The sequence below is a fragment of the ANME-2 cluster archaeon genome (assembly GCA_019429385.1).
Classification (GTDB): Archaea; Halobacteriota; Methanosarcinia; order Methanosarcinales; family Methanocomedenaceae; genus Methanocomedens_B.
On sequence record JAHYIS010000006.1, the window covers coordinates 25,605 to 48,277 of the forward strand.

At 46.1% G+C, this 22,673-nt stretch carries 21 protein-coding genes; 1 reads left to right on the top strand and 20 read right to left on the bottom strand.

The window, feature by feature from the left end:
- Positions 1-5 precede the first annotated feature (5 nt).
- The 13 genes from scpB to K0A89_03685 all read right to left on the bottom strand — a co-directional run bounded on the left by scpB (position 6) and on the right by K0A89_03685 (position 16,585).
- The gene (gene scpB, locus K0A89_03625; protein ID MBW6517573.1) at positions 6-1,112 is read right to left on the bottom strand and encodes an SMC-Scp complex subunit ScpB; all 1,107 of its coding nucleotides are present in this window, start codon (positions 1,110-1,112) and stop codon (positions 6-8) included.
- Entirely contained in the window at positions 1,109-1,849 is a 741-nt protein-coding gene (locus K0A89_03630) for a segregation/condensation protein A (protein MBW6517574.1), read from the bottom strand. Before K0A89_03630 ends, scpB begins: the two co-directional genes overlap by 4 nt.
- Before the next feature lie 65 nt (positions 1,850-1,914).
- A complete protein-coding gene (gene gyrA, locus K0A89_03635) occupies positions 1,915-4,620 on the bottom strand; it encodes a DNA gyrase subunit A (GenBank protein ID MBW6517575.1) in 2,706 nt (901 codons plus the stop codon).
- Between the two features lie 43 nt (positions 4,621-4,663).
- A complete protein-coding gene (gene gyrB, locus K0A89_03640; GenBank protein ID MBW6517576.1) occupies positions 4,664-6,556 on the bottom strand; it encodes a DNA topoisomerase (ATP-hydrolyzing) subunit B in 1,893 nt (630 codons plus the stop codon).
- Between the two features lie 31 nt (positions 6,557-6,587).
- A complete protein-coding gene (locus tag K0A89_03645; GenBank protein ID MBW6517577.1) occupies positions 6,588-7,685 on the bottom strand; it encodes a DNA topoisomerase IV subunit A in 1,098 nt (365 codons plus the stop codon).
- Positions 7,678-9,549, bottom strand: coding sequence for a DNA topoisomerase VI subunit B (locus tag K0A89_03650; GenBank protein MBW6517578.1), 1,872 nt, complete (start codon positions 9,547-9,549; stop codon positions 7,678-7,680). Before K0A89_03650 ends, K0A89_03645 begins: the two co-directional genes overlap by 8 nt.
- Positions 9,550-9,665: 116 nt before the next feature.
- A complete protein-coding gene (locus K0A89_03655) occupies positions 9,666-9,896 on the bottom strand; it encodes an Lrp/AsnC ligand binding domain-containing protein (GenBank protein MBW6517579.1) in 231 nt (76 codons plus the stop codon).
- 646 nt (positions 9,897-10,542) lie between these two features.
- Positions 10,543-11,118, bottom strand: coding sequence for an imidazoleglycerol-phosphate dehydratase HisB (gene hisB, locus K0A89_03660; protein ID MBW6517580.1), 576 nt, complete (start codon positions 11,116-11,118; stop codon positions 10,543-10,545).
- Positions 11,119-11,202: 84 nt separating this feature from the next.
- Positions 11,203-11,928 (bottom strand): 1-(5-phosphoribosyl)-5-[(5-phosphoribosylamino)methylideneamino]imidazole-4-carboxamide isomerase, encoded by a 726-nt coding sequence (locus K0A89_03665; protein ID MBW6517581.1) that lies wholly within the window; start codon positions 11,926-11,928, stop codon positions 11,203-11,205.
- 235 nt (positions 11,929-12,163) lie between these two features.
- Positions 12,164-12,931, bottom strand: coding sequence for a DUF1828 domain-containing protein (locus tag K0A89_03670; GenBank protein ID MBW6517582.1), 768 nt, complete (start codon positions 12,929-12,931; stop codon positions 12,164-12,166).
- Positions 12,932-12,939: 8 nt separating this feature from the next.
- Entirely contained in the window at positions 12,940-13,404 is a 465-nt protein-coding gene (locus K0A89_03675; protein MBW6517583.1) for a hypothetical protein, read from the bottom strand.
- A 159-nt stretch (positions 13,405-13,563) separates the two neighbouring features.
- Entirely contained in the window at positions 13,564-15,249 is a 1,686-nt protein-coding gene (locus K0A89_03680; GenBank protein MBW6517584.1) for a hypothetical protein, read from the bottom strand.
- An 85-nt stretch (positions 15,250-15,334) separates the two neighbouring features.
- Positions 15,335-16,585, bottom strand: a complete 1,251-nt coding sequence (locus K0A89_03685; GenBank protein MBW6517585.1) for a magnesium transporter — start codon at positions 16,583-16,585, stop codon at positions 15,335-15,337.
- Between the two features lie 64 nt (positions 16,586-16,649).
- Between K0A89_03685 and K0A89_03690 the strand changes: the two genes are divergently transcribed.
- Positions 16,650-17,858: a potassium channel protein gene (locus tag K0A89_03690; GenBank protein ID MBW6517586.1), complete on the top strand. Its 1,209-nt coding sequence runs from the start codon at positions 16,650-16,652 to the stop codon at positions 17,856-17,858.
- A 176-nt stretch (positions 17,859-18,034) separates the two neighbouring features.
- On the opposite strand, the gene rpl12p is transcribed toward K0A89_03690, so the two are convergent.
- From rpl12p to ftsZ, 7 genes are all read right to left on the bottom strand, one after another.
- Entirely contained in the window at positions 18,035-18,343 is a 309-nt protein-coding gene (rpl12p, locus tag K0A89_03695) for a 50S ribosomal protein P1 (GenBank protein ID MBW6517587.1), read from the bottom strand.
- A gap of 45 nt (positions 18,344-18,388) precedes the next feature.
- On the bottom strand, positions 18,389-19,408 hold the full coding sequence (locus K0A89_03700; protein ID MBW6517588.1) for a 50S ribosomal protein L10: 1,020 nt from the start codon (positions 19,406-19,408) through the stop codon (positions 18,389-18,391).
- Position 19,409: 1 nt separating this feature from the next.
- Positions 19,410-20,051: a 50S ribosomal protein L1 gene (locus tag K0A89_03705; GenBank protein ID MBW6517589.1), complete on the bottom strand. Its 642-nt coding sequence runs from the start codon at positions 20,049-20,051 to the stop codon at positions 19,410-19,412.
- A gap of 112 nt (positions 20,052-20,163) precedes the next feature.
- Positions 20,164-20,640: a 50S ribosomal protein L11 gene (locus K0A89_03710; protein ID MBW6517590.1), complete on the bottom strand. Its 477-nt coding sequence runs from the start codon at positions 20,638-20,640 to the stop codon at positions 20,164-20,166.
- Between the two features lie 42 nt (positions 20,641-20,682).
- Entirely contained in the window at positions 20,683-21,153 is a 471-nt protein-coding gene (locus K0A89_03715) for a transcription elongation factor Spt5 (GenBank protein ID MBW6517591.1), read from the bottom strand.
- 55 nt (positions 21,154-21,208) lie between these two features.
- Positions 21,209-21,406, bottom strand: a complete 198-nt coding sequence (locus K0A89_03720; protein ID MBW6517592.1) for a protein translocase SEC61 complex subunit gamma — start codon at positions 21,404-21,406, stop codon at positions 21,209-21,211.
- Between the two features lie 127 nt (positions 21,407-21,533).
- A complete protein-coding gene (gene ftsZ, locus K0A89_03725) occupies positions 21,534-22,649 on the bottom strand; it encodes a cell division protein FtsZ (protein MBW6517593.1) in 1,116 nt (371 codons plus the stop codon).
- Positions 22,650-22,673 lie beyond the last annotated feature (24 nt).

Sequence of the window (22,673 nt, forward strand, 5' to 3'; positions counted from 1 at the left end):
ATCTATCAGAGTTTAAATTCCTTTGCAGCAATACCGTTGAGTATTGCCTCATACCGCTGGCATACACGCTCCACGATATCATCGGAAGCGTTCCTGTGTGTGGGTACCAGTATATCGGCATCTCTGGATACATCCACTCCATCCGAGGAAAGCCCGTAATCGGGCGCCACCAGCATTCCCTTAGCGGACACGTTGAGCTTCATATCGGAAACAAGCCGTGAAACCATATCAGTACCTGGTTTTACCCTGGCAGACACGCCCATGGCCCGGGAAAGGTATTGACTTTTCAATATCTTGATTTTTTCAACAGCTGCATTGACCTTATCCTTTGTACCCAGATTAGACAGCTTGTCTATGGTAGTTAGCAGGTCATCAAAAGTGACGGCCTGAATCTCAATGATCTCACCATTGAAATACTCTGCAGCCTTTTCACCATATCCTTTTGCGATTACCAGTCTGCTCAGGGAATTCATTCGTTCGATTTCACTTTGAGTGGGATGGTAAGGTTCAACAACTTTAAAGTCCTCGATACCAAGCAAGAACATCAGGGATAGGTATCCCCTGGTCACGCCGATGGGCCTTTTCACACCCAGCCATTTGTCCAGCCCGACCTGGCTGTCATGTGATACCATTTCAATTATCTTCTGCTTGACATATTCAGGTTCACTGGACTCAAGTCCGAAATATTCGGCAAATCCATGTGTGGTAGAAAGCATCATACTCCTGCCTTGTGGAGTGCGTTTTATCAGCCCCCGCTCTTCCAGTTCCCTTACATGGTCGTACGTGGCATTACCCCGCTTCTCAACCAGGTCACTCTGGAGCAAAGGCTGGTGATACGCTATCATGGAAAGTGTACGGAGTATAGGAGATGGCAGTTCCCTGGGTGCAACGCTGCGGACATGTTCGGCATATTCAGGTTTGACCTGCATCACGTACTTGCCTTCCAGTTCAATTATTTCAAGCCCGGTCTGGCGTTGCCGGTACTCCTCTACCAGCGACTCTATAATAGCAGGAACCTTATTGCGCTTGCTTACCAGTTCCTTTAACGCACCCGATTCTACCGGTCCACCGGCAGCAAACAAAGCTGCTTCGATTATTTCGCGGTCCCCTATGAACATACCCCCGAATCTTCGGGGTACCGGATATATAATTCACCAAAGAGCTCTTCCTGTTCAAGCCATACTTCCTTCATGTTTGCCAGGAATAACAGCGAGATGTAGGTCATAAGTTTATTTGAACGGTCACCCGTTAATATTTCACCAAGTAAAATGTAATTTCTATCATAAAGCAACTCTGCTATTAGAGTCCGCAGGTCTTTCACTCTGCCCTCGATATCCTCTTCGTGGGCTATCCCCAGTACCTGTTCAGTAGTATGACGGGTAAGTTGCAGATGTTCCTTTGTCTGGTGGCGCATACTTCTGCGTCTTTCCACTACTTCGGCTTTTTCCAGTTCCATAATGAGTTCGTTCAGAGTGACCGACCTGTGGGAATGGCGGCGCACAGGTGGTCTGGGAATCGGATACTCATCCACTTCAAAGAAATCATACTCATCGACCCATGAATCGTCCTCTATCACCGGTACTTCCACCAGGGCATTGGACTTCATGCGAAGCAGGATAGCAGCGTAATGCAGCGTCCTGCCAGATATCCGCAGGTCCATGCGTTCCATTTTCTCAACGTGCCTGAAAAACTTGTCAGTAACGTCAACTATATCGATATTCCAGGGATCTATCTCCCCATCCAGTGCCAGTTTTACCAGTATCTCCACCGGTTCCTCAAACTCACCAGGGTCCATCTGGCCCGATAAGATGTTTCCATTCAAAGTCGGCATTGCGACTAATTCTTGCATATCAGCATCATCCCCTCTAATTTCAAGAATTCTTAAATATATTCATGCTTTAATAATATATTATCTTATTCAATACTGGTATCCTCAATACTATCTTTCTCAATGCTAGTATCCTCAAAACCATTATTATCAATGGTACTATCTTCAATACCACTATTCTCAATGGTAGTATCCTCAAAACCATTATTATCAATGGTACTATCTTCAATACCACTGTTCTCAATGGCAGTATCTTCAGAACCATCATTCTCAATGGTAGTATCTACAATAGTACTATCATCACGTACAACCCGGGCAACACCCATCACTTTATCTGCGCCCTGTACGTTCATGATCTTCACACCCTGTGTATTGCGCCCCTGTATCCTGATATCTGATACCGGTACCCGGATAATGATGCCGCCGGAAGTGGTCACCATAAGTTCATCAGATTCGTTCACTGCTTTTACATCTACCACAAGGCCATTGCGAATGCTGGATATGATGGTTATGACACCCTGGCCGCCCCTGTTGATGTTGCGGTATTCTTCAAACTCGGTCCGTTTCCCGAATCCGTTCTCGGTAATGGTCAACAGGGTTGCGTCATCCCTGACGATATCCATCCCGACCACATGATCATTATTGACAAGCCGGATACCGCGAACGCCCCTGGCGCTGCGGCCCATTGTGCGAACATCGGTCTCAGAGAACCGGATCGCTTTGCCGTGCCGGCTTCCAATAATAATGTCCCTGGTACCGTCTGTGAGTTTAACGGTCTGGAGTTCATCCCCTTCATCCAGCGTTATGGCTATAATGCCTCCGCGTCTGGGATTCCTGAACGCTGACAGGTCGGTCTTTTTCACTACACCGCACCTGGTTGCCATGATAAGATAATACCCTTCTTCAAACGACTTTACCGGTATCTGGGCAGTGACATTTTCACCGGTCTCCACTTCGATAAGGTTGACTATGGCTTTACCACGACTTTGTCTTGACGCGTCAGGTATCTCATAGACCTTGAGCCAGTGGACGCGTCCCCGGTCTGTGAAGAACAGGATATAATCATGTGTAGATGCCACGAACAGGTCCTCCACGAAATCGGCTTCTTTGGTATCCATGCCGATGACGCCGCGACCGCCCCTGCGCTGTTGTCTGTACGTGTCAATGGGCATGCGTTTGATATACCCGCCATTGGAGATAGTGACCACCACCTCTTCCACTGGTATCAGGTCCTCATCCTCCAGGTCTACTGCACCCTCGATGATCTGGGAGCGCCTGGCATCACCATAACGCTGCTTGATATCAGTCAGTTCTTCCTTAATGAGGTTCAGTATCCTGGCCCGGTCAGCTAACAGCTCAAGCAACCACTGAATGGTTTTAAGCAGTTCTTTATGTTCGTTATCGATCTTCTCCCGTTCAAGACCGGTGAGTCTTTGGAGCCTCATATCAAGTATGGCTTTAGCCTGCTCCTCACTGAGGTCGAAATTAGACATCAGTCCGTTCCTGGCCTCGTCCACGGTCTTGCTTGCCCTGATAAGGGTAATGACCTGGTCGATATGGTCCAGTGCGATCTGCAGACCTTCCAGGATATGGGCGCGCTTGCGGGCCTTCTCAAGTTCGAACTGGCTGCGCCGGGTGATAACCACCACACGGTGGTCAATGAAATGCACAATGAGTTCTTTGAGGGTCAACACCTGGGGCTGGCCGTCCACCAGTGCCAGGTTGATAATACCAAAAGAGGACTCCATCTGGGTATGTTTATACAGCTGGTTCAGAACCACATCTGCATTCGTACCACGGGCCAGTTCAATTACTACCCTGATGCCATCCCTGTCAGACTCGTCCCGCAGGTCGGTAATGCCAAAAATCTTCTTTTCCTTGACCAGTTCGGCGATATTCTCGATGAGTTTGGCCTTATTAACCTGGTAAGGCACCTCATCAATGATTATCTTCTCTTTATTCTTACTTTCCTCAATACTGGTCTTTGCCCGCATCTTCACAATGCCTCTCCCGGTCTGGTATGCACTGCGAATCCCGCTGCTACCAAAAATATAAGCACCGGTAGGAAAATCAGGGCCCTTGACCACGCCCATCAGGTCCTGGATCTCTACATCCGGATCATCGATGGTCATGTTCACCGCATCCACTATTTCATTGAGATTATGAGGTGCCATGTTGGTAGCCATACCTACGGCAATACCAGTCGAACCGTTCACCAGCAGGTTGGGCAGTCTGGAGGGCAGCACCAGCGGTTCTTCCAGGGACCCGTCATAGTTGGGTATGAAATCTACCGTGTTCTTGTCAATATCAGCCAGCATCTCCTCAGCGATGCGGTCCATGCGAACCTCGGTATAACGCATGGCTGCAGCCGAATCTCCATCAATGGAACCGAAGTTTCCCTGTCCATCGGCCAGTGGATAACGTAAATTGAAATCCTGGGCCATCCTGACCATAGTGTCGTAAATGGCTGCGTCGCCGTGGGGATGGTACTTACCCATGACATCACCCACGATCCTGGCAGATTTCTTGTAGGGCTTATCGCGGGTCATACCCTGTTCCTGCATACCGAACAGGATACGCCTGTGCACAGGCTTCAGGCCATCACGCACATCGGGCAGGGCCCTGCCAACGATTACGCTCATGGCATAATCGATATACGAGGTCTTCATCTCGTCCTCGATGTTCATGGGTATGATCTTATCTACACTACCCTTGCCAGTATCGCCGGTAGGACTTACTTCTTCATCCTCACCGATATTCCTTTCAGTGCCTTCACCAGTATCTTCGGCCATATTTTCCTCGTTATCGTTCAACTTTTCATCCCCGGGAAGCTCATCAGACATCAAGGTTCTTCACCTCCCTTGCATGCCGTTCAATAAATTCCCGCCTGGGCTCCACCTTATCGCCCATAAGTATTGTAAAAATCTCATCCGCTTCCATGGCATTGTCCAGCGTGACCTGTATAAGTGTCCTGGTCTCCGGATTCATGGTGGTATCCCACAACTGGTCGGGATTCATCTCGCCCAGACCCTTGAAGCGCTGCACTCCGACTCCCTGACTACCCAGCTCTTCCACTAATGTATCTTTCTCGGTATCAGTGTAAACGTACTGGGTGACCTTTCCTTTCTTTATGCGGTACAGAGGCGGCTGGGCTATGTACACATATCCCAACTCTATCAACGGCTTCATGTAACGGTAGAAGAAAGTAAGCAGTAGTGTCCTGATATGGGCACCATCCACATCGGCATCGGTCATAATTATCACCTTATGGTATCTGGCCTTCGCTTGATCGAAATCATCACCAAGACCCGTACCTATTGCGGTTATCAGGGCACGTATCTCATTGTTCTTGAGTATCTTGTTCAACCTGGCCTTCTCAACATTGAGGATCTTACCCCTCAGCGGCAATATTGCCTGGGTCTTACGGCTCCGTCCCTGTTTGGCCGAACCACCGGCACTGTCACCCTCTACCAGGTACACTTCGCAAAGACGCGGGTCCTTCTCTGAGCAGTCAGCCAGTTTGCCCGGCAGTGAAGACACTTCCAGAGCGCTCTTACGCCTGGTCAGTTCTCTTGCCTTGCGGGCAGCATCCCTTGCCTGGGCTGCCAGCACCGATTTGCCTATGATAGTATCTGCTTCCTTGGGATGTTCTTCCAAAAACTCCCGCAACCCCTCACCTACCAGGGTCTCCACAATACCTTTGACATCGCTGTTACCCAGCTTGGTCTTGGTCTGCCCTTCGAACTGGGGTTCAGTGAGCTTCACACTGATAATGGCGGTCAACCCCTCCCTGATATCCTCACCAGAGAGCTTTTCGCTGCCTTTTACAAGCCCGCGGTCCCTGGCATAATCATTGACGGCACGCGTCAGGGCCGCCTTAAAGCCGCTCAGGTGTGTACCGCCTTCGTGGGTATTGATATTATTGGCAAATGAGAACACCGTCTCTGTATAACTGTCATTATACTGGATAGCTATCTCCACCTGGGTGCTGTCCTTGGTCTTCTGGAAATATACCGGTGGTTGGTGTAGTGAATTCTTGTTCTTGTTCAGGTGTTCTACAAAAGCAACGATACCGCCTTCATAATGGAACAGTTTCTCATCGCCTGTGCGTTCGTCCCTGATATTGATCTTAATTCCTTTGTTCAGGTATGCCAGTTCCCTCAGGCGTTTGGATATGGTCTCGAAACTAAAATCAACCGTCTCGAAAATCTCATAATCTGGTTTGAAGGTGATTTTGGTGCCTGTCCTGTCAGTATCCCCCCTCACGGCAACGTCACCCATGGGCTTTCCGCGCTGGTACCGCTGGAAGTGCACGTTCCCCTTGCGGTATACTTCGGCCTCCATCCATTCGGACAGGGCGTTCACCACGGAAACACCAACACCGTGCAGACCTCCTGAAACTTTATACGACTCGGTATCGAACTTACCGCCGGCATGGAGCATGGTCATGACCACTTCAAGAGCGGATTTATGGAATTTCTCATGCATATCCACGGGAATGCCACGTCCATCATCCAGTACACTCACCGAGTTATCCCGGTTGATAGTGACCTCAATATTTTCGCAGTACCCTGCAAGTGCTTCATCGATACTGTTGTCAACCGTTTCATATACCAGGTGGTGAAGTCCGCGGGTGTCTGTGCTGCCTACATACATGCTGGGGCGCTTGCGCACTGCTTCCAGTCCTTCAAGTACCTGTATCTTACCAGCATCGTATTGTTTATCCATCATTAATGGTCTCCAAAAATTATTAACATTATCAAATTATCCCCATCTCAGTAAGCCGCTCGGGCAAATACCGCTGGGTCACAAAGTCCAGACCCTTCCCTGCAAAGGCCTGTTGTTCTGCCTTTTTGCCGATGTCAAGTTGTAACTGTATCTGGGTCTTCCAGTACTCAGAATCGAACCTGGGGTCACTCAGTTCACTGTGCAGAGCTTTGATATCCTGGTCGGTCAGCTTGTCAGTGGACAGGTCGTACTCCACAATATCACTGGGCTGTACGCCAATGAACTTCGCAGCGGGTGTTGCCATGAATTCTGACATGTGTGCGCTTTTTATAGCACCATACGCCACGCTGGCAAATATCCGGTAACTCCACGGGTCACCATCAGTGAACACTACCACCGGGAGATCCAGTTCTTCATTAAGCCGTTTTAACATGCGGCGGGTACTCCTGGCTGGCTGGCCCTTAAGGTGCACCAGAATAGCATTGTGGTCTTCATCAAAACCGTTTTCGATAAGCCTGGCATGCATACCGCCTGTCTCAATAGCGATAATGAATTTTGCATCGTGTTCGAGGAACTCTACGTTCTCAACATTGAACGGTATCTGGTAGCCACCTTCGCCCACATCGTCACGGCAGTGTATTATCCGCTCGCCCCTCTTTGTGGTCTCCTTGAGCTTCAAGGACCCGAACAGGGTTGCACCGTCCTCTTCAGGCCTCATGTGGAAATATTCCCGCTGCAGGGCACTTATTATCTCAAGGTCCTCGATCATGCGGTCGCTTTCTGGCTGCTCATTGAACTTGGCTATGTCCCAGTTCTCTGAGATGTAATACAACTCCCTCAACGTCGAGCCACGGTTGTTCTCAAGATGTTCCTTGATAAGCAGTTCCACCACATAGGACATCTTCAGTATCTGGTTTGCACCTTTTACGGTCTTAGCACTGCGGACGCTGGTACTGTCCCCGTACACCCACACTTCGCTGTCATTGTTGTACTCGATATTGGCTTTGGTACGCGTGGGCATCACGATATTGGGCACCTTCTGGTGCTCGAACTGGTCATAGAACTGCTCTATTATGCCCAGAAGCGCTTTCTTTGCCACTTTATCACGCTGCTGTTTTTGTTCACTCATCTACATACCCTCTTACGGCTTTGGCGCCATTGACCATTGCTTCATCCGCACCTTCAACTATCAGGCCGGGCAAGGCGTTTGCTTCTTCTTCAGATACAAAAGGCAGGTGGTATCTGATGGTCTCTCTTTCACCAGCTTTCAGGTTCAGTTTCCAGGTATGGTCACTATCCCTGCCCATGGAAATGGTTTTTGGTTCAGGATGGGCATCTCTTACCGGGTACTGGTGGGTATCATGCAATTTGATTGCAAAAGCTGCATCACCGTAGTTACGGATATCAATCTCTACCTGGTAACCGTCACCATTTTTGGAAACTCTGCGCTGTACGAGCAGATTACCCATAACCTTGGCCACGATAGGTGTGATGTCAGGTGTGGGTTTGTCAAGCACCTGTGAGACCTTCGCTGCTATTCTTGGCAGTAACTTCTTGATGATCTCTTCTTTCTCCCGTCGCCTGGACAGATGCTGTTGCTTTGAGAGGAATATCTTGAGCTTGCGCCCCACATCCTTCAGGGCAAGTTCGACCTCGGCCATGATCTCGGGAACGTCTGCCACAGCATCCTTGCTCTCAGAAGTGAATGGTATATGGGTGGAAGCCACGTGAACTATTATGACGGCTGGACCTGCAGGTATACTGCCACCAGGCTGGTTCAGGGAATAGTTCTTCCACCTGATATTCTCAATTGCATGGGTGATACCGCACCCACCCTGCTGGTACAGCAGAGGGACACGGTTTGCAAACCTTAAGATATTGACCCTGTCCTCCTTACCCAGGCTGCCGCCATACGCAATACCTGCTTCCACCAGGAAAGGATGACCTGAGTGCACAGAAGCCGCGCGGCTGACCGTGGCAATAAAATCTACACTGTATTCTTTTTCCAATCCCTTGTAGATAAGGGATTCAGTGATGGGGGAGAGGCAGTCGGTAGGAGGTGCCGATATCTTCACTTTTTTAAAGACATCAATGATTTTTTTTGCATCTGCCAGTTGAAGGTTGTGCGGGTCACTTTCGGGGTCAAGGTGTGCAACTTTGCATATTTCCTCTGCGGTCTGCAACCCGATACGGGAGAAACTGTATCGCAGGAACGGGGCCAGTTTCTGCCTGTCAGTGTAGCGCAGCATCTTGATGAGCGTACCCAGTTCAATACCCTCGGGATGGGGTAATATTTCCTGTGCAGGTTCGGGGATGATGTCCACGGCCCTTTCAAATACAATGGTATTGCCGTCCGGTTCTACCAGGGTGAGCCTCGCATGGGTGTTGACAATAGCAGTGCTCTTCAAGTATTCAAGCACGCTCTGGCGCCGCCCCTTGACATAGGACGCTTTCATCTCCAGTTCTACCCGGGTACCTCTGGAGCGGTCCCAGTCCACTATCTTTTCCTCAAGTATCTCGGGTTCATTGGTACTGGTGTTGATTATCAGTTCATAGTAATAGGCCGGTTTGTCCCTTGCTATCTTGGATATGATACGCGTGGCCCTGCCCGTGGTCAGCTGGCTGTACAGCACGGCAGCTGATATACCGATACCCTGCTGGCCGCGGCTTTGCTTAATGGCATGGAAACGTGAGCCGTACAGGAGTTTGGCAAATATCTTGGGTATCTGTTCCTTGACTATGCCGGGACCATTATCCTCGATGACAAGGCCAACATTCTCCCCACCGGCATCCTCGATACTGACCATGATATCAGGTAGTATCCCTGCTTCTTCACAGGCGTCCAGCGAATTGTCCACACCTTCCTTCACTGCGGTGAGCAGGCTGCGGGGTGCAGAGTCGAAACCCAGTATCTGCCGGTTCTTTTCAAAGAATTCGGCGATACTTATGGCACGCTGTTTTTTTGCAAGCTCTTCTGCTATTGGTTGTGCCACTAAATTTCCCCTTCTCTTTTTTTAGAAATTACTATCCGTTTTTACGACATGGAGTATGTCACTTATCAAATATGAGATTTTTGATTTAATCTGCCGCAGATGAAAACAGGAAGTGTTCAGAGTTCTGCCCCTACTACCGTTTGAGTGGCGGTGACGTTCTCACTTTCGCGTATTGTGTCGACCAGTTTGTTCAGGGTACTCAGGCCCTCCACTTCACTGATAACGACAAAATCAAATTCTCCAAACACATGATACATATCCTTGATACCATCAATCTTCTGGAGTTCGTTGTATGCGGTCTTCTCCTGACCCGGCACCACATTGACCATTATCACACCTATTACCATAAATTATCACCGTTCCGATTTGTGATGTTTCATGCTCGTATAGAACATGACTCTCTATGCTCAAGTCCATCCCGCCAATAGCGAGGATTTGCCTGTGCTTTTGATGGTCCTTCTATTGGTTTTAATCAGCATTAAAGGTATGGATTTATTCAGTTTCACGCACGTAAACCGAAGAATATCATGATTACCAAAGAGAGACAAAATAGGAATTATCATTCAGAACAGTATGCAACAAAAGAAATGAATAAACCGGAACCACATCCAGTGCGTCCCCTCAAAAACGCATGTTTTGAATGTGGTCCCGTTTTTCTTACTGGAGGATATTTTTCATCGTTACGTTATTACTGCTTTTTAGAGCGTTTCCTGAGCAGCACCATTACCACCGTGTTTTACAATGTTCCATCAACTTTATCCATTGCTATAATTATTATAATAATGATGATGTACAAGGTACATCGGATTACATTATATATATATTTTCCGGTAATTCACCAATATTGGAACGAAATCATTGTAGAATAACAACTCACAGGAGTTATTATTACAGTCTGGCTGGAAAAAAAAACACGTTAGTTACTATCGAACCCAACGATAGAAGTAAAGGTGAGATCTTCCAGGGAACAGAAAATCCCACATTCAAATAGTATTACAGTACACCTTTTGTGCTGGGAACACTATCCCCGCCCACAACCAAAGCTCGCCGCAGTGCTACCGCAAATGCCTTGAACAGTGCCTCGACCTTATGATGGTCGTTCTCACCCTGCACCTTCATATGTACATTGATACCCGCGTTGCTAACCAGTGACTCGAAAAAATGCCGGGTCATCTGGGTCCCGAAATCTCCCACCTTAGGGCTCATGAACCTGGCATCGAAGGTCAGGTAACTCCTCCCTCCCAGGTCAAGCGCTACTTCAGCCAGTGCTTCGTCCATGGGCACCCGTGCCTCGCCGAATCTGGCAATACCCTTCTTATTCCCCAGCGCTTTGTCCAGTGCCGTACCCAACACTATACCTACATCCTCGATGGTATGGTGCTCATCAACGTGGACATCACCCCGGGCCTGTACTGTGAGGTCAAGTCCACCGTGCCGTGTCATGGAAGTTAGCATGTGGTCAAAAAAAGCCACACCAGTATCTATATCTGCCAAACCACTCCCATCCAGATTGAGTTTTAGTTCAATGGACGTTTCCCTGGTCTTCCGTTTCTCTTTTGCAGTTCTCATATCCCGACTTCCGGATGATTATATTGATTGAATAGAATATATAGGAATGTCATATCACTGATGCAGTATAAACTGGTAGGTTTCCTACCTCTTGGCAGCCTGAATGGCCTCGGACAGGCTCAGCCGTCCCGTATATAACGCACTTCCAACAACAACCGCAACAGCACCCGTATCCTTTATTATCCTCACATCATCGGCAGTGGTAATGCCGCCTGATGCCACTACCGGGATGTTCACTGCTTCGACCAGGTTACGGGTGGGTTCGGGGTCCACACCTTTTAGCAGTCCTTCACTATCGATATTGGTGAACAGGATACTGCCCGCACCCATATCTTCAAGTCTGCGGCCCAGTTCAGGCGGGGTAAAGTCAGATGTCCTGGCCCACCCGTGAGTGGTCACTTTGCCGTTCCTGGCATCCAGGGAGACCATGATATGTTCTTTTCCGTATCTATCAGACATCTGCTGCACAAAACCCGGGTCGTTCACGGCAGCCGTACCGATGATCACCCTGTCCACGCCAAGCCCCAGCAACGCCTCCACATCACCTGCAGTCCTTATGCCTCCGCCCACTTCAATAGTGACATCAGTGGCGGCTACAATTTTTTCGATAGTAAGAGCGTTTATCCTTTCGCCCTGGATGGCGCCGTCCAGGTCGATGAGATGCAGCGTTTGTGCTCCTTCATCCACCCATCTAAGTGCCTGAGCAATAGGGTCATCCAGCGAAACCATCTCAGTCCCGGGCACACCCTGCACCAGTTGCACACATTTTCCACTTTTCAGGTCCACAGCAGGTATCACTTCAAAACTCATGGTGCTATATTCCAGCCGCTGTAATGTATAATTTTCGGAAAATTCCGGGAGAACAATGCCATTGCCTCATCTACAAGGGCGGCGCGGCGGTCGGGGTAATTCCACGCTGGTTATCGGTAAAGTTAGGGGACCCGGGACCCAGATACTGTACGGGGTATACCGTGATTGCGGAATGGGGGATTTTTGCTCCCTTTTTAGATTTGGCATGAGCAAAATTTGCAATTCCCATGAGTATTTAAGATAACATATGAATCTTACTAAGATAATCGGGTAACCGTTCTTTGGATGAGCTCAAACTTGAATATTGTTTTTCAATTATATCGCTAAATCTCGCAAGTACTTTCTTATTAATGTCTTCTTGATTCTCGAATATACCTATAGAAGTAAAAGAAGATCCCCACCTTTCAAATGTTAGGCAGGTAATCATTGCATCACGACATTTATCATTATTATATATACCAAAAATAAATAATGGCATCTCATTTTCAACATAACAGTCTACAGGATACTTTCCACTAGAGTCTTTACTAGATTCTTTGTAGTCAAAATTACATTTATCTCCAAAAAGCCCCACTAAATATTCTTGGAATTCTTCGTAAAATAATGATCTAATACGTTCTCTTTTAGTAAAGGCAATGTCTGTTACTTTAATTAGTCCCTGGATAAAAGTGTAAAATCCATCACTGAAATAATTATCTTCAACAAAACATTTTAATTCCCCACTATCATTTTCAAGATCATGAGTCTTGAGGACCGAATTGATTATTTCTTTCCTTTTACCTCTCTCGAAATCTAAATCATCATAAGATAGATGCATGAAAGTATGTCCTTCATCAGTAAAATACCATCCGTTCCCATTCTTTTTAAGAACTATATTTAAAAAATCTCCATCTTCAAAGGTAAATGGAGCTGAAATTATAAACCTATCTTTACCTTCAGGGAACATTTCAATTTCATCACAAACTTTTTTTCTGAATTCTTTTTCAAGTGATTCGATGTCCATATTACCACCTAATTAAAATTATTTAAGAAAGAAATATCTCCCTTAAAATTGCAATCAATTAGCATTTTTGTGAGAGCATCTTTCCAATTGTTGTATGCATCTGTTACTTCAGCATATCCATCAATTCTGAACCCAGCCTCTGGGTATCTCTGGGTTGCTTTATGTATATGGAAATCTCTGAATTTGTTCTTTTCAATTTGATTCTTATGAATATGCTTTCCATTATATCTTCTCAATATGTGATATTTTCTTTTTTCATCTACATAAATCAATATCACGGAAAAGTCAAAGACGTTTAATGTATTTTCTCTTATTCTTAGCCTAAAATTTTTACCAGAATTTGACCTTACATCCAAATCATATTCTCTATATGCGCGATTTTCTTTGTTTTTGAGTCGTATTTCATTCAAGTTTTTTGAAGAGAAAAGTTTAACATCATTAATTAAGACTTGAATTTCGGAATCTGAAAGCATAGGTCATCACAATAAGTCGATTACATTTTGTTTATTAGTGTATATATAATATTCTAAAATTATTTAATTTATCTAACATTGATTTGAACTAAATATTTTACATATTTAAATTCCATTCTAATGATAGAATTCCTTTATAATATCATTTATGCTAAATAGTCAAATCCTTTTGGTAAGCAGACTGAAAGTAATCAAATTGAGCCCCATTGGAAATAAATCGAGCATCAACTTAGATGCCTCAACCAGGAAATGACCGCTGCCCATAGCCGGGTCCAGTACCTTGATATCCAATATGTCATGCAAGAACGGACGCTCACCCAGACCCTTTTCAGACCAGGCTTTCCGCTTCTCCTCAAGTACAGGGCCAAGGGTATTGCGCACAATGTACTTCACAATATAATCAGGTGTATAATACGAACCAGTAGCCTTGCGCTCACCTTTGTCAGTGCCGAGACATATAGAACCTGCCGTAACTTCATCAAAGGTCTTCTTACCCTGGGCATCCTTTTTGGCTATCCATTTCTCCTTCCCCTTCTCCTTAATAGCCACAAGGTCTTCTTCAGCCACCTTCAGTTTATATTCAAGCAGCCCCTCGTAAATAGAGCCAAGCTGCCTTGTCCCAAGTGTGGAATAATCTATAAAATCGCCATCATCCCTTGCCATCAGGTTAATTGCTCTGGCAAGATAATCATCACCGACTTTGTGGGTGTGCAGGAAAGGATTTTTATCAGGGTCGAACAGGCCGCCATTGTAAGCTGGAATATAAAGGGTTTCTTTTGGAAGCCCGAACCTTTTTGATTCGCTGCCTTCATTGATCAATGCAAAAAGAGTATCCAGTTTATTCCAGTAATCTGTAGTGACAGGTAAGATAAGTTCCCTGTCATCAATTTTCCCGGCAACATCATTTTTAACAGATTCGAGACTGAGGGCACTATATGCCTGGTTACCAATATCAAGAAGTTTCCCGCTTTCAGCATAGAAAATAAATAACAATCTATAAAGCAGTCTCAACGTGTTTTCCTGGACTTCCTTTAACATATGTTCATCAGGAACAAGGTTATTCTCAGACCGGGCAAAAAACCCCTCAGAGATAACCTTCATGGCTTCATAAACATTCCTCTGGAGACTGTCTCCCAATTCCTTTGCATACTTAACGCTGTCATCATATACCCGGTCCAGGAAATTCTTGCCGTCAAGCTCTTTTACAAAAGCATCCCGCCTGAAAAACAGGTAGAAATACTTGAATCCCTCTACATCACCTATCTCGAAGATCGTAACAAGGTCAACATCGTAATAACTATCCAGCTTATAACTGGTCTCATTATAGTATATCCTCCAGTGATGCCCGTTGGTAAGAATGCCCCACTGAACCTGGGTCTTATGCAGATACTGGTCGATCTGGTAACTCGGGTTCTGGTATTTAAATTCACTACTGCCCCATTTATCATTTTTATCCAACGATACTTTCCATCTTTTTGCATCGCCCACCGCAATGGCTTTACGATAAAGGTCATCACTCCCTTTACGTTCCAGCGCCTCGCTTAAGGCAGTATCGTTTTCAAAGAACGCATAATCCGGCCTCCTTGAACCTTTTTCGACCCTGGCCTGTGGAATATAATGATGCCCGAGAACTTGCTCCAAAATCGGTTTAATTAAGAATTGCTCAAGCATTGATTCATCCAGATTTTTCCAGCTATCCTTCCGGCTGCGGTAAATCTCCTTTGCTCGATTGAACGTCTCTGTAATATCTTCCTGCCATACAGGTTCATCTACTATTAGCGACTCAAGATAATGATTGGAAAAAAGATTCCGGTTTTGTAAATAATTGAGTGTTGTTTGTGTCAATTTCGGTCCTTTGAATTTATTTAATAATTTATCAGGCGAGACAAAATATAATTTGTGATTTTTTTTAGGCTTACAACTATTGATATTACACCATATTCGTCATCATAAGTACAGCCACAAGACAAACAGAACCAGATGCATCAACAATACTGGACATCATGGGTATGCTATGGTTATCAGGGTCCAGCCTGAACCGGTAAGCTGCAACAGCAACATAATACCCCACAAGGTTTACAATAGTTACAGCCATCAGGCCTGCAGCCGTGCTGATAAATACAAGAGTCCATACATCCGAGGTAGCAATCCCAATAAACATGCTTGCAACGAAAGCCGATATCCCGACAAGCGGGAACACCACCAGCGAGTAAAGATATATCAGCAGGAAATTTGGCAATATCTGTTTTCCGGGCAACAGGTTTGGTTTGAACATACCGGTGTGAAGCATTGAGGACAACCTTGATGTAAGAATGCCTCCCAGTGCATTGTTATCTTCCAGGAAGAGTGGAACCATAACAAGCAGTGCAGGCAATAACAGGAAACCATCCATTTTTGAGTTGATTATCAGGCCGGCAATGGTGCTCATAAAACCTGCAATCAACAGAATGGGGATGCTCTCATACACGATCCGCTTCATAATATCCGGCCCTGAACGAACGGTAAGCCAGATTATTGCCAGTACTATTACGCTAAACAGGATGAACAGAATAGTATGAAAACTCGCCCCAACCCAGCTCATCACTATAACAGCAAAGAAAAGGGCAGGCAAGGTAACCATATCACCGGCAGCCGTGATAATGGGCGCACTCATATTATCAATATCCCATCCCCGGTTATGCCCGGTAACTGCAACGCCCACAGTAATGAACAGGACGAAAACACTTGAAATAATTCCCCCTATCATTGATATTAATACAAACTCAATCAGACCGATACTGTTTATACCCAGTAGTAACGCCAGCACCCTTGCCATCACACCCAGGGCAAAGGAAACAAAAAATGTGTTGACCATAGACGCAAAGATGTTCTGGCTAAGTATGCTGTTGGACTTTAATGACGTGGAGAAAATACCGGTATGAAGGGCTGTACCTAACCGGGAACCCATAGCCCCGAAGATGTTACCCCTCATACCGATAGCAGGGGTGATAAGGAGTATCAATCCTGGCATGGTTTCAAGCACGTCTGTCATCATACCAAGAACCATTCCAGCTCCCAGACTCATGATGCTCATTAATAAAAGACCTGAGAACCCTTCCTTCAGGGTAGAACGGGTGATTTGATATTGCAGGGATATCCAGAATGACATATCAGTGAAAGTATCATCTTCAAAATCTGTCATTTCAATCCCTCATCGGTGGTTTTATGTATCGTTAACATAAATAGACTGCTATTCAGGTAGATTTATTATGCCACGAAAAATTGAACATTGTTCAAAGAATATGAAAGAGCTCCTTGTAGGGATGAAAGATACTTCTGAACTTATGCTTGACCTGGCATATTCTGCTGTTATCTATGACGATGAAGACATAGCAGAAGAAGTACTTCGCCTGGAAGAAAAAGTGGATACTCTTGAATATTACATGAAGATAACGGCTATGCAGGCTGCCCGCAGTATCGACGATGCCCACCAGTTATCCGGAGTCCTGAAAGCAGCATCAGCAGCAGAGAATATTGCCAATGCTGCAGGTGATATTGCAAATATCGTGTGGCTCAAGATGGGCATCCCGCCTGAACTCAAGGCAGATATTCGCGAAGCCGAAGAAACAGTTACGCGGGTAACAATAGAACCAGATAGCCCCATTATCGGTAAGACACTGGGTGAACTAAAACTTGAAACCGAAACCGGTATGGGTGTCATAGCCATACGGCAGGGTTCGTCCTGGATATATGACCCTGAATGGGATACATCTGTTCTGGCAGGGGATATCCTGTTCGCACGAGGTCATGATGAAGGACTACCCCTTTTTACGGAATTGGTCACAGGAAAGCCTTTTGTAAAACGTGAGTTCAAATCCACCGGGACCATTGATGACCTGGAAAAAGCTGTGGATATCGTAATAGAGATGAAGAACAAATCAGAACTTTCGGTAGGTCTGGCCTATTCCGCTGTACTGTTCTATAACAAGGAAATCGCAGATGAGGTCCGGATACTGGAAGAAGAGATGGACCAGATGAAGTACGACCTCCAGCACTGGGTGCTTGAGAGTGCCAAGCATATGGATGATGTTGACCAATTAAGGGGTCTGTTACATCTTGCAAACGCTTCGGAATATATTTCTGACGCCGCTTATGAGATTGCTGAGATTGTACTCCGAGAGATAGAACTGCATCCTATCTTCATGATGGCAGTCCGAGAATCGGATGAAGTGATATCAATGATCAATGTATATGACTGTTCGCCCATTGTTGGCAAGACCCTGGGTGAACTGGAACTTACTACCGAGACCGGTATGTATATCATGGCGGTGAAACGAGGCAGCCGATGGATATACCGACCCAGTGCAAGGACCAGGATTATGGGCAACGATGTGCTCATTGCAAGAGGTTCCCATGAAGGTGAAGCCCATCTCCTTGAAATGACAGCCTGTCCGGTAGAGTTGAAGAATAACTGACATTGGATCAATTATTTTACACAAAGGGTAACTGTATACATAACCAATAGATGATTGTACAGGGAACGAATGGTTCTTGTATAAATGCCGAAAACTAATTCTGCAGGTCACTAAAAATAAGTAGTAGGGCTGGAACGTTCAACCCAGCCCGTAAAGTTTGAACTATGGTATTATATTTAACCGAACAGTGCGCCAAGTCCTTCCATTCCGCTCTCTTCTGCCTCTTCAGCAGTTTCCTCAGCTGTTGCTTCTTCTACTGCTGCCGGAGCTGCGACTGAAGCGGTGGGTGCTGCTGCAGCTGGTGCTGCGAACGCGGCTTTCTCGATAGCTTCTGTAATATCAATATCTTCTAACGATGCTGTCAGGGCTTTTACCCTTACTACATTGACTTCTACACCTGCAGACTCAAGTACGGCTGTGATTGCTTCTTCCGTGACTTCTTTCCCTGCATTGTGCAGTAATAGTGCTGCATAAACATATTCCATTTCTTATCACCTTTTATCAATTGTTGACTGTAATTTATTCAAATTCTATCCGAACAGTGCACCAAGCCCTTCGGCGGCATCCTCTTCGGTTACTTCTTTCGCTGATTCTTCTGCGACCTCATCTGTTGGCTCTGCTTTTTCTTCGGCTTGTGGCTGCCTTGCCGTGGCTTGTGCACCCAGCAGACCTTTCAAATCATCGTCCAGTGCTTCATCTGACAATACAATCGCCAGAGCTAACATCTCACTTTGGGCTTTGTACATCAATATATCCATCACATCAGGACTATATATTACTCCATTGACCGCCAGGTTCCTTGACTCTGAAACTGCCTTCGCTATCAGGGCCTTTATTGTAGTACTGGTCGGATATGCCGCATTGACTGACAGGTTGAATGCCTGTCTGGCAGCAGATATAAAGTTCTGTGTGTATAATGCCTCATCAATTGCAAGTTCAGATCCTTCAAACAATGTACCTTCCTCGAACGTTGCCCTCAGGTCCAGTCCCAGCTCAAGAGGAAATATCTCCAGACGGTTTAACATTGCCGCCAGTTTTTGAGAAACCACTTCTCCCTGTTTTGCTACAACCTTTGTTTCCCTGATAACAACCTTTCCCCCTTCAATACCGGCAGGTATTCCAGCCGTTTGCAGGTCACCGACAATCGGGCCAGGAGGGAAAGAGGTCGGACCTTTCTCAACAACAATATCTTTTGGTGACACCATGCCGCCCTTTATTGGTGATGGGGTCTTGCTTGAATTGAGGAGTTTGAATATTCTGAACGAGTTCGTATTGGAAAATATCAGACCGGTTTCCTGGTCAATATACTTTTCCAGGGATTTGATCCCATCAGAGGACTCTTCCATTGCCCTTTGTATCAGAGTGTTCTTGCATACCTTGATATGCACCGAATCTCTCAGGCTTGAGCGCATCTGCTGGAACTGTTTTGAAGGTAGTCCGTGGATTCCTATCAGTCCGACAACAGGATACTCATTAATCTTAGCCTTGATTTCCTCGATCTCGTCCTTCTTCCACCTGGGTATATGTTCGCTGTGGTGTATTTCATCCATATTACATCACCTTCACTGCGGGTCCCATAGTGGTCTTGACATAAACAGACCTGATATTATGTTTGCCCTTCTCAAGTTTATGTTCGATCCTGTCAATGACCGACTGCACATTTTGGGCAAGTTTTTCAGGGTCCATATCCATGCGTCCAACGGGAAGATGGAACGTGAGCCTGTCCTTGCTCCGTACCCTGATAGAGTTCTTTGCCTTTTTGATGATATCCTCTATATTTTTATCAGGGGTCAGTGGTTCTGGCATTTTACCCCGGGGACCAAGAACAGGTCCGAGAGATTTGGCAATGATAGGCATATACGCCACATCCGATATGAAGAAATCGATATCATTTGCCAGCTCGCGTGCTTTATTCTTGTTATCCTTAAGACTTTCTATCTCTTCAGGGTCCAATATCATATCTGCGCCGGCTTTGGTTGCCCTATGGGCAATATCGCCCTTTGCAAAAACAGCAATCTTAATTGATTTACCCAGCCCGTTTGGAAGGATGATCTCTTCATCCACACGGTTTGCGGGCTGACTCATATCAATATTCTTAAGATTAAATGCAATGTCAACGCTTTCAGTGAATTTGCGCTCGGGCGCTGCTTCAAGCGCCTGTTTTACTGCTTGTATTGTATCATTTAACGTCATACATACCTCCGTAGTATTTGCGACATGTGCAACCGACCGTCAGGTCTGCTACGGTTGTTTAGGGAGTACCTTTTACTGCACGATAAGTACTTTAAACTATCGGTCGAATCGCTTATGATTCGAGCCTGTCGTTGAAATCCCCGTTCTTTACTGCTTTTTGTGCTTCCCGGGGGTCCATACCTTCCACGGTAACACCCATAGGTACACAGCTGCCGATAATTTCATTTACTGCAGATTTAAAATTCGTAGCCAGCAAACTATCACGTTTCATCCGTGCCACTTTTGCAGCCTGTTCAATGCTCAGATTGCCTACCATATCGGTTCCAGAATGTCCTGAACCCTTCTCAATGCCCAGTTCTTTCAATATCAGCGCGGATGTGGGAGGTGTCCCAATCTCGATAGTATAATTCTTTTTAGCATCAAAGATAATCTTCACAGGAACCTGCATACCGTTAAAGTCTGCAGTTTTCTCATTAATGCTATCCACGATTTCCTTAATATTAACGCCCAGAGGACCAAGGGCCGGACCCAGAGGGGGACCGGGATTGGCTTTTCCACCAGGGACTAATGCTTCAACAACTTGACCCATCTTCAATACCTCTTATTATAATACAAAATACTGGACATAATCCTAATCTTCTTCACGTTTTAGCACCCTCACATTATCACCACGTACCGTGATGGGTATGGGTACCATTGCCTCGAACAGTTCAACAGTGATTTCTTCGTGGGTCTCATCAACTCGCTTGACCCTGGCCTTCTCTCCTTTAAAGGGACCCGAGATAAGTTCTACAATACTACCTTCAGTGATGCCGACCACTGCAGTCTTTGGTGTCAGGAAATGTTCCACTTCAGTAAATGTGGATGCTCCTTTGATAAGACTTCTGGCATGGGGTAGTGTCTGTATGGCATGTTCCACCTGTTCGGGTGAAGGGGCCTCAACCAATATGTAGCCTTTCAACTCATCAGGTGCAAGAACTGCCCGGACATCAAGATGCTCTTTTTCTGCCATCTTGGCAATGAGACCTGCAACCGAACGCTCCTGGTTGGCCGTAGTCTTTACCACATATATCTCAGTATCTTCAATTACATCCTCATTCATGTGACTGCTCACTTCCCCCCATAAGGTCTGGTTCATATAATAATCTTTGGTTGAATCATACCAATTTTGGAACTTCGGTCAGGAAGAAATATATTATAAACCCGATCAACCCAATTATCAGAATACCTGCACCTGATACCTTGGCTATCATTGTAAACTCCTCTCGTGTGGGTTTGCGGGTCAGTTTCAATATCCGCGTATATTCACTGAGTTTTAACGGTATTGTAGGTGTAGATTTTATTTCCTTTACCAATTGGTTTCACTTCCTGTATATATGATCAATAATCAGTCCTGTTGAGATGAAGTTTCCTCTTATCAGGCCCGGTACTAAAAAAACCTTTCGATTGACAGGAGATTACCTGTCAATCAAGATGATACTTTCATTTTACGAAATCAATACCAAAGCGACTGGTAATGTTCTTGCCACTGCCTTTACCATAGATCTGAGCAGATTTCACACCTGTCACTACCAGCATGGTACGGATTGAATTCTCCAGTGCGGGATCTACCTGTGCACCCCAGATGAGACGTGCTTCGGGATCGATCTTATTGTAGACCTCCTGAACCACACTCTCTGCTTCTGAAATGGTCATATCAGGTCCGCCCACCACATTGACAAGTGCTGAAGTTGCTCCTGAAATGTCCACATCAAGCAGGGGACTCCGCAGTGCCTTTTGTACAGATTCGACAGCTTTATCCTCACCATCGGCTTCACCAAGGCCTATCATCGCGACACCACCCTTTTGCATGACGGTCCTTACATCAGCAAAGTCCAGATTGACCAAACCGGGTTTCGTGATGAGTTCAGTAATACCCTTCACTGCCCGCATCAACACTTCATCCGAAACCTTAAATGCCGCTTGCAGAGGCAATCTTGGTACTACTTCCAATAATCTGTCATTAGGTACAACAATGACCGTATCGGCCACATCCCTGAGACGCTCCAGGCCGGCTTCTGCATTCGTGCGCCTGACTGAACCCTCCACGGAAAATGGCAAGGTGACCACGGCAATGGTCAATGCACCTACCGCGCGTGCATGCTCGGCAACTACCGGCGCTGAGCCAGTACCTGTACCCCCGCCAAGGCCGCAAGTAATAAATACCATATCTGCTCCCTCGACCGAGGATTTGATATCATCCTCACTCTCTTTTGCAGCTTCTTCACCAATCTGAGGCAAACTGCCGGCACCCAATCCCCGGGTCTTTTTCTGGCCTATCAGTATCTTTCTGCTGGCATTGATATGTAAAAGATGCTGTGCATCCGTGTTGAGTGCATAAAGTTCTGCACCCGATATACCTTCTTCGGTCATTCTCTGGATGGTATTCGAACCGCCACCACCGCAACCGACCACGCGGATGTTTGTTTTCAATTGTTGAAGAACCGCTTCCAGCTCTGCATCGGTCTGCCCCACATCCTTACGTGTTTTTAGTAACGCTTCCTGGTTCCTGCCTTCCAAATTTGCCCTGGTGATGGCTTCTTTAATAATGGATTCCATCCTTTCATCCCTCAAACATTTAAA